Origin of the sequence: Arthrobacter cavernae, assembly GCF_017368795.1 — a bacterium.
Classification (GTDB): Bacteria; Actinomycetota; Actinomycetes; order Actinomycetales; family Micrococcaceae; genus Arthrobacter; species Arthrobacter cavernae.
Genome location: NZ_JAFNLL010000026.1, coordinates 102723 through 110137, shown reverse-complemented (window position 1 = coordinate 110137; position 7415 = coordinate 102723). Strand labels below are relative to the sequence as shown.

Below are 7415 nucleotides of genomic sequence, written 5' to 3'. Positions count from 1 at the left end.
GGCGTGCTCAAGGGCATCCACCGGATCTCGGTCTCGGAACAGGCCGGACCCAAGGCCCAGCTCCTGGCCTCCGGCGTGTCCGTGCCCTGGGCCCTGGACGCCCAGGCCATCCTCGCCGACGACTGGGGCGTGGCCGCGGACGTCTGGTCCGTGACCTCCTGGAACGAACTCCGACGCGACGGCCTCGCCGCCGAGGAGGAAGCCTTCCTCAACCCCGGCACCCCCGCCCGGACCCCCTTCGTGGCCGCCCAGCTCGCCGGCGCCACCGGACCCGTCGTGGCCGTCTCGGACTACATGAAGGCCGTCCCGGACCAGATCCGCCAGTTCCTCCCCCACGAGTTCGCCTCCCTCGGCGCGGACGGCTTCGGCTTCTCCGACACCCGCCAGGCAGCCCGCCGCTTCTTCAAGAACGACACCCACTCCATCGTCGTGAAGACCCTGCAACTCCTGGCGGCCAAGGGCGAAGTGGATTCCGGTGCACCTGCATACGCGATCGACCGCTACAAGCTGCTTGATGTCAACGCCGGCACCACCGGCGGCGCGGGCGGCGACGCCTAAAACCGGTTTCGGCAAAAGGCGCCCACATGACAGTTGGCGGCAGTGTTCTCGTGAACACTGCCGCCAACTGTCATTTCGCCACAGCCAGGAATCGTCCGTCAGCCTGCTCCCAGGTTCCGCCGGTCGACCACAAACCCCGTTGCCGCGTTCTCGCGCACCGCGTTGATTCCCGCCACCACAGCCTTCAGGCTGTGAAACCGGGGGGACACCGCAACCACGGTGCCGTCGGCTGCTGTCAGTCGGAACTGGAAAGTGTCTGTCCCAGCCGTAAGGATCTCAAATGTGCCCGCCATAGTGCTCCTCTTCGCCGTCAATGCGACCCTGCATTTCAGCTGAAGTCCCCCCATGACTTCATCAAGTCTTTACCGAGACTAACGTCAGGATCCAGCCTCCAAAAGGCCTACCCGCGGGTAGTTTCAACCTTTTCCGGTAGATTCTGCCACGATGACAGACCGGAAGCTAGAGACCGGGAGGTGGCCCGCAGGTATGGTGAGTTCATGAGCGAATCCAGCGTGGCCGCAACCACCGGAGTGCTGCTCGCCGCTGGGGCCGGCACGCGGCTCGGCCGGGGTCCCAAGGCGCTGCTTCCTTTCCAGGACCGGACCCTCGTGGAAGTCCTGTCGGATGTACTGCTCGACGGCGGCTGCACCGACGTCGTTGTGGTGCTCGGCGCGGAGGCCGAACGGGTGCGCGCCACCGCGGACCTGGCCCGGCACCGCACCGTGGAAAACACCGACTGGGCCAACGGCATGGCGGGTTCCTTCCGTGCCGGGGTGGCAGCGGCGGCGAATGGCAGCAACGTCCTGGTGGCCCTCGTGGACCAGCCGGGGCTCACTCCCGAAGCCGTGTCCAGGCTGCTCGAACGGCACCGACCCGGGCGGGTCACTGCCGCAGCCTACCCCGACATTTCCGGCAGGCTCCACCGCCGGCACCCCGTGATCATCGACGCCGGCCTCCGGGCCGAGGCAGCTGACGCCGCCAACGGCGACACCGGCGCCCGGTCCTTCCTCAAGGCACACCCCGGGCTCGTGGACCTCGTCGACTGCAGCGATCTGTGTTCCGGCGAAGACCTCGACACCAAGGACCAGCTGCACCTGCTGGGCTGAGGGGAGGAGCCGGTGTCGACCCACTGCCTTGGCAAGTTAACCGCTCGTCACCTCGAGGCGATCCGCGAGGAAGTCGATGATGATGTTATTGCAAAGCTCGGGCTTCTCCATGAGCAGCCCATGGCCGGTGCCGGGCACGATAGCGAGCTGCGACCGGCGCAGCCCGGCCCGAAACGCCAAGGTGTGCTCGATGGGAATTTCGTCCTCGTCATCACCGACCATCACGAGCGTCGGCCCGGGGTAGCCGGCCAGGTCAGCGACCGTGAGCGTGGGCTCCTCCTCGTGCATGCGGTCAAGCTTCGCGTTCAGCGCCTCAAATGCATTGGGCCCGTCGGGCGAGACAGCACCATGGAACTCGACGAAGAACGCGAGGCTTTCCTCGTCCAGATAGATGGCACCGGGTGCCCAAGCCGCGTGGTGGAAGACGCCCGATGCGACCACGAGCCGGCGCACGAGATCTGGTCGCAGCAACGCCGTTACCAACGCTACGGGCGCACCGTCACTGTGACCGACAAGGTAAGCCGGACCGCCCACGACCTGCTCGAGGAACGCGATGGTGTCGCGCGCCATCAGCTCGTATGAGATCGGCCCATCGACGTCCGGGGTACGGCCGTGTCCGCGCCGATCTGGCCGGAAGACGCGGAAGTGCTCGGCCAGGCCGGTGACGTTGTCCTTGAACATGCGGGAGTCGGCGCCGCCGGGGTGCAGAAGCACGAGCGGCTCTCCTTGCCCGTCCTCCTCGTAGTAGGTGAGTACGCTGCCGAGCTGGACGTAGTCGGACATGATCTCCTTCTCTCACCTCGGACATGCACATCGCGTCGTGCAGGTATGTTACACGCTGTGGCGCCCGACCCAGATGCGTGGATCTCACGCACTTAAGCATCAAGCTGCTCGAAGCGGCGACAAAAGAAGACGCTGAACGGATTGCAGCCTGCCTTCAGCGGAGCCTGACCAGCGGGGACGTGTCCATCATTAGCCCCAGAGGATGAAGCGGGCCTCTTGTCCGCTGTAGTCGTGGCTTGGCAACCGCGGTACGGGCATCTTGACTGCACCGAGACAGCCGGGAGAGCATCAAAAGTGTCGGACCAGCGGCCCACCGTCTGCTGTGGAACGGCAGGCGGAAGGTTCTCACATGGCTGCGGCTCGCGTCGGCGGATCGCCCAACCGGGTGGTCGTGTTGTTGAGCAGCGCCGCACTGCTGGCCAGCGTGTTCCTCGGCGGCTGCACCGGCGGGCCGGAGCCGACGCCGATCCTGCCAAGCCCACCACCGCCGACGGCGACAGCACGGACGACGGCGACAGCACCGCCGTCGTTCTCTCTCCACGAGCTGCAGGCGATGGTTGAGCTGTACAGCGCGGAAATGCTCCAGGAGGGTGCGCCGGCCGTTCTGATCGAGGCGAAAGTGGGACGCGAGGAGTGGTCTCATGCGGCAGGGGTCAGGAGCCGCGACGGCGGCGTACCCGTCCAACTGAGTGATCCCGTGCCGGTGGGCGGCATTACCCAGACCATGGTGGCGGTCTCCGTACTGAAGCTCGTGGACGAGGGCCGGCTGGCGCTTGACGAACCCATAAGCAGGCATCTGCCCGAGTTGGAGGGACTCCTGCACCCGCCCAAGCCCCTTTCAGTGCGCCAGCTCCTTGGCCACACGTCCGGCATGCCCGACTACTACGCTCCCCTGCTTGAGTCAGCTCCGCTCCGGCAAGTACTGACCACCCCGATCAGCCCTGAGCAGCGCCTCGCGGTGGCGGGGACTGTTCCCTGGCAGCAGCGCGAGCCGCTGGAGTTCAGCTATTCCCGCTCGGACTATGTGGCCTTGGGGCTGTTGGTGGAGCGACTCCGCGGTATGCCTCTCGCCGAGGTCCTCACGGCCGACATTGTGGAGCCGCTGGGTCTTCGCTCCACTGCGATGATTGGCGACGGCCCCGCCCCGGTCAACCTCGTCCACGGCTACACCATGGCTGACGGCGGACTTGTTGACGTCGCGTACTCAGCCTTGCAGCGCGGATCCGCGTCCGGCGGCATGATCTCCACGGTGGAAGACATCAACACCTTCTACGCCGCGCTGCTGCGGGGCGAGCTGCTGTCTCCGGCCAGCGTCATTGAGATGAAAGGCCGCATCTACGCCGAGTATGGTCTGGGCTTGGACCAATGGAATGACAGGTGTACCAACGGCTTCTACTACGGCCATTCCGGCGACATTCCAGGCTATGGGACGATCGCGATCAGCAGTGCCGACGGCAACCGCCAGCTCGCAATGTCGGTCGCATACCCGCCATCGCCCCTGCCGGCGCGGTCCCACGCCATCGTGCTGGAGATGACGGTACTCGCCCAGCGTGCGCTGAACGCAAGCTGCAGTTTCCAGTTTTGGCGGACGCCTACGGGTGATTAGACGATCTCCCTGAGCCAGCCACGAGCCTCCCCCCGTCACGCGGGCCCATCAGGAGCCGGTAGATTGTGGGCCATGATTCTCATCAACCGCGACGACCCCGCGCGCGGGGACGTCCACCAGCTCCTGAGCGAGCACCTGGCGGACATGTTCGCCACCTCGCCGGCCGATAGTGTGCACGCCCTGGATCCTTCGGCGCTGTCCGGACCGTCGATCACCTTTTGGACTGCCCGCGAGAACGGCGAGCTTCTGGGCTGCGGCGCGCTCAAGGAACTCACCTCCGGCCAGGACGAAATCAAGCACGGCGAAATCAAGTCCATGCGCACCACGGAAGCTGCCCGCGGACGCGGCGTAGCCACCCTTATGCTCAACCACATCCTGGACGACGCCCGGAGCCGGGACTTCGGGCGCATCTCTCTTGAGACCGGAACACAGGAGTATTTCGCACCGGCACGGCGGCTGTACGAACGGCATGGCTTCGCCGAGTGCCCGCCCTTCGCCGACTACGCCCTGGACCCCAACAGCGTCTTCATGGAGCTCCGCCTCTGAGCCAGGAACTACCCCGCCGCGGCCTCCCGCAGGCCCAGGTAGATCTTGTCCCGTGCGATGGGCAGCTCGCCGAACCGGACTCCGGTGGCGTTCCGGATGGCGTTGGCCAGGGCCGGGGCCACGGGGTTGAAGGGGCTTTCGCTCATGGATTTCGCGCCGAGCGGGCCCACCTGGTCGTTGGTTGAGGCGAAGTAGACCTCGCTGCGCGGCACGTCCGCGAAGGACGGAATATGGTACTGCCGCAGGATGTCCGTGGTGACCCGGCCGGCGTCGTCCACCCTGACTTCCTCGTACAGGGCAGCGCCCAGCGCCTGCGCGATCCCGCCCTCGATCTGGCCGCGGCACTGCCGCGGGTTGACCACCACGCCGGCGTCGGCGGCCTGCACGCTCTGCAGGATCCGCAGCTCGCCCGTGCCGGTGTTGACCGCCACCCGGAAACCGTGGACGTTGAACGCCACCGACCGCGGCGTCCCGTCCCAGCTGCCCTCGGCGGCGAGCTGCACGCCCCGGTGCCGCGCGGCGTCGTGGATGTCCTTGAGCGTAAGCCGCCGCCCGGCACAGTCCACGCCGCCGTCGTCGAGCACACACTCGGACTCCGCTGCGCCGCTGAGAACCGCCGCGACGGCGACGATCCGCGAGGCGAGCTCGGTCGCCGCCAGCAGCGTCGCCTTGCCGGCCACCACCGTCCCGGCCGAGCCGAACGCGCCCGTATCGTGTTCCACCAGGTCCGTGTCGGACTGCCGCACGGCCACCTTGCCGGCCGTCGTGGAGAGCGCCGTCGCGGCCAGCTGGGCGTGCACCGTGGTGGTGCCGTTGCCGAATTCGGCGGTCCCGACGTCGGCCGCGAACGTGCCGTCCGGGAGCAGGCTCACGCGCGTGTGGGCGAAGTGGCCGCGGGGCGGGACGGTGTCGATCATGGACAGAGCGGCGCCTTCACCGGTGACCCAGCCGGGGCCGAGGTCCTCGAGCCCGGCGACGCGGTAGCGCTCCTTGCCGCGGTCCAAGGCATCGCGCACCAGGGAGATGCACTGGTCCAGGCCGTAGCTGCCGTAGTGGACGTCCTCCTCGGGCTCGGGGGTGGTGGAGAGCATGTCGTCGCCTTCGCGCACCATGTTCCGGAGCCGGAATTCCAGCGGATCCATGCCGATGCCGACGGCCAGCTCATCGATGGCCGACTCGATCGCGAAGATCATCTGGCTCAACCCGTAGCCACGGAAGGCCCCGGCCGGCACGGTGTTGGTATACACGGCGTGCGCGTCCACCTTCTTGTTCCCGCACTTGTACACGGCCAGCGATTCGCCGCAGCCGTGGAACATCACGCCGGGAGCGTGGTTGCCGTAGGCGCCGGTGTTGGTGACCACGTCCAGCTGCATCGCGGTGAGGAGTCCGTCCCTGCTGGCGCCTGCCTTGAGCTTGATGGTGAAGGGGTGCCGGGTGGTGGTGGCCGTGAACTGCTCCGTGCGGGTGAACTCCAGCTGCACGGGCCGGCGCAGCGTCAGTGCCGCGAGGGCCACGAGGTCCTCGGTAAGGACTTCCTGCTTGCCGCCGAAGCCGCCGCCCACCCGTCCGGCGACCACGCGGATGCGGTCCTCGGGAAGGTCGAACACGCGGCCCAGGGTGCGGCGGACCAGGAAAGGCACCTGGCTGGAGGTGCGGACCACCAGGCGGCCTTCCTCGTCGAGCCAGGCGATGGAGGAGTGCGTTTCCATGGCGACGTGCTGGACGCGCTGGGTCCGGTACGTGTGCTCGTGGATGAAATCGGCGGCGGCGAAACCGTCCGCCACGCTGCCCAGTTCCGAGTGCAGCTCGGCCACGACGTTCTGCCGCGGGCGCGAGATCCGGGCCTTTTCGGGGTCCTTGTCCCCGTGCAGGGCCGGGGCGCCGGGGAGCATGGCCTCCTGCGGGCTGAAGACGGCGTCCAGCAGCTCGTATTCCACCTGCAGTGCGCGGGCACCGGCCTCGGCGGCGCCCACCGATTCGGCCACGACGGCGGCCACCCGCTGGCCGATGAACCGCACCACGTTGTCCAGAACGCGGGTGTCGTCGGGATCGTCCGTGTAGAGCTCGTGCTGGGCGGTGGAGAAGTGCTGCGCTGGGGCGTCCTCGTGCGTGAAGACCGCGACGACGCCGGGCACCTGGAGCGCGGCGTCCTTGTCGATGGAGACGATCCGGGCGTGGGCGTGCGGTGAGCGGAGCAGCTTCAGGTGCAGCAGGCCCTGGAGCTCTTCGGCCGGGACGTCCAGGGTGTAGCGGGCGGTGCCGGTGACGACGGCGGTGCCGGCCGGGGCGGGCACGTTGTCGCCGAGCTGCCCGGCGGAAGCCGCGGTGCGTGCTGCGGACGCCGGGCCGGCAACGCCAGCCGCCGCGCCGCCGTCGTGCGTGTGGCTCCCGGTGCTCCCGCACACGGCGTCCGCGATGGAGCGGTAGCCGGTGCAGCGGCAGAGGTTGCCCTTGAGGCTGCGGGGCAGGTTGGCCTTCTGTTCGTCGTCGAAGGTGGCAGCCGTCATCATCATGCCCGCGGTGCAGAAACCGCACTGGAAGCCCTGTTCGGCCAGGAACTGCTCCTGCACGGGGTGCAGTCCGCCGCCCTGGGACAGCCCTTCGATGGTGGTGACGGCTTTACCCTCGGCGCGGACGGCCGGGTAGATGCAGCTGTGGACCGGGGTGCCGTCCACGTGGACGGTGCAGGCTCCGCAGTCGCCGCCGTCGCAGCCCTTCTTCACGCCGAAACTGCCCTGTTCGCGCAGGAAGGTGCGCAGGCACTGGCCGGGGCGCGGGGTGGCCGGGGTGGCGGTGCCGTTGATTTCGATTGCCAT

General features: G+C 67.9%; 7 protein-coding genes. 4 read left to right on the top strand and 3 right to left on the bottom strand.

Features of this window, described 5'->3' with window-relative positions; all coding sequences use genetic code 11:
- The coding region (locus J1902_RS11880; RefSeq protein WP_443623203.1) for a transketolase-like TK C-terminal-containing protein at positions 1-558 on the top strand (558 nt) is incomplete at its 5' end.
- A gap of 98 nt (positions 559-656) precedes the next feature.
- Here J1902_RS11880 and J1902_RS11875 read toward each other — a convergent pair.
- Positions 657-851, bottom strand: coding sequence for a YegP family protein (locus tag J1902_RS11875; protein ID WP_207616461.1), 195 nt, complete (start codon positions 849-851; stop codon positions 657-659).
- Between the two features lie 204 nt (positions 852-1055).
- Here J1902_RS11875 and nboR point away from each other — a divergent pair, with 204 nt between their 5' ends.
- Entirely contained in the window at positions 1056-1664 is a 609-nt protein-coding gene (nboR, locus tag J1902_RS11870; RefSeq protein WP_207616460.1) for a nicotine blue oxidoreductase, read from the top strand.
- A 36-nt stretch (positions 1665-1700) separates the two neighbouring features.
- On the opposite strand, the gene J1902_RS11865 is transcribed toward nboR, so the two are convergent.
- Positions 1701-2447 (bottom strand): alpha/beta fold hydrolase, encoded by a 747-nt coding sequence (locus J1902_RS11865; protein ID WP_207616459.1) that lies wholly within the window; start codon positions 2445-2447, stop codon positions 1701-1703.
- Between the two features lie 349 nt (positions 2448-2796).
- Between J1902_RS11865 and J1902_RS11860 the strand changes: the two genes are divergently transcribed.
- Together J1902_RS11860 and J1902_RS11855 are read left to right on the top strand one after the other, a co-directional pair.
- Positions 2797-4053 (top strand): serine hydrolase domain-containing protein, encoded by a 1257-nt coding sequence (locus J1902_RS11860; protein WP_207616458.1) that lies wholly within the window; start codon positions 2797-2799, stop codon positions 4051-4053.
- Positions 4054-4125: 72 nt separating this feature from the next.
- Positions 4126-4599 (top strand): GNAT family N-acetyltransferase, encoded by a 474-nt coding sequence (locus tag J1902_RS11855; protein WP_207616457.1) that lies wholly within the window; start codon positions 4126-4128, stop codon positions 4597-4599.
- Between the two features lie 8 nt (positions 4600-4607).
- Here the strand turns inward: J1902_RS11855 and J1902_RS11850 are convergent, their stop codons facing one another.
- The gene (locus J1902_RS11850; protein ID WP_207616456.1) at positions 4608-7415 is read right to left on the bottom strand and encodes a molybdopterin-dependent oxidoreductase; all 2808 of its coding nucleotides are present in this window, start codon (positions 7413-7415) and stop codon (positions 4608-4610) included.

Excerpts from the sequence above, each read along its gene's own strand:
- J1902_RS11875 (WP_207616461.1), bottom strand. The coding sequence starts at position 851 with ATGGCGGGCACATTTGAGATCCTTACGGCTGGGACAGACACTTTCCAG.
- nboR (WP_207616460.1), top strand. The coding sequence starts at position 1,056 with ATGAGCGAATCCAGCGTGGCCGCAACCACCGGAGTGCTGCTCGCCGCT.
- J1902_RS11865 (WP_207616459.1), bottom strand. The coding sequence starts at position 2,447 with ATGTCCGACTACGTCCAGCTCGGCAGCGTACTCACCTACTACGAGGAG.
- J1902_RS11860 (WP_207616458.1), top strand. The coding sequence starts at position 2,797 with ATGGCTGCGGCTCGCGTCGGCGGATCGCCCAACCGGGTGGTCGTGTTG.
- J1902_RS11855 (WP_207616457.1), top strand. The coding sequence starts at position 4,126 with ATGATTCTCATCAACCGCGACGACCCCGCGCGCGGGGACGTCCACCAG.
- J1902_RS11850 (WP_207616456.1), bottom strand. The coding sequence starts at position 7,415 with ATGGCAATCGAAATCAACGGCACCGCCACCCCGGCCACCCCGCGCCCC.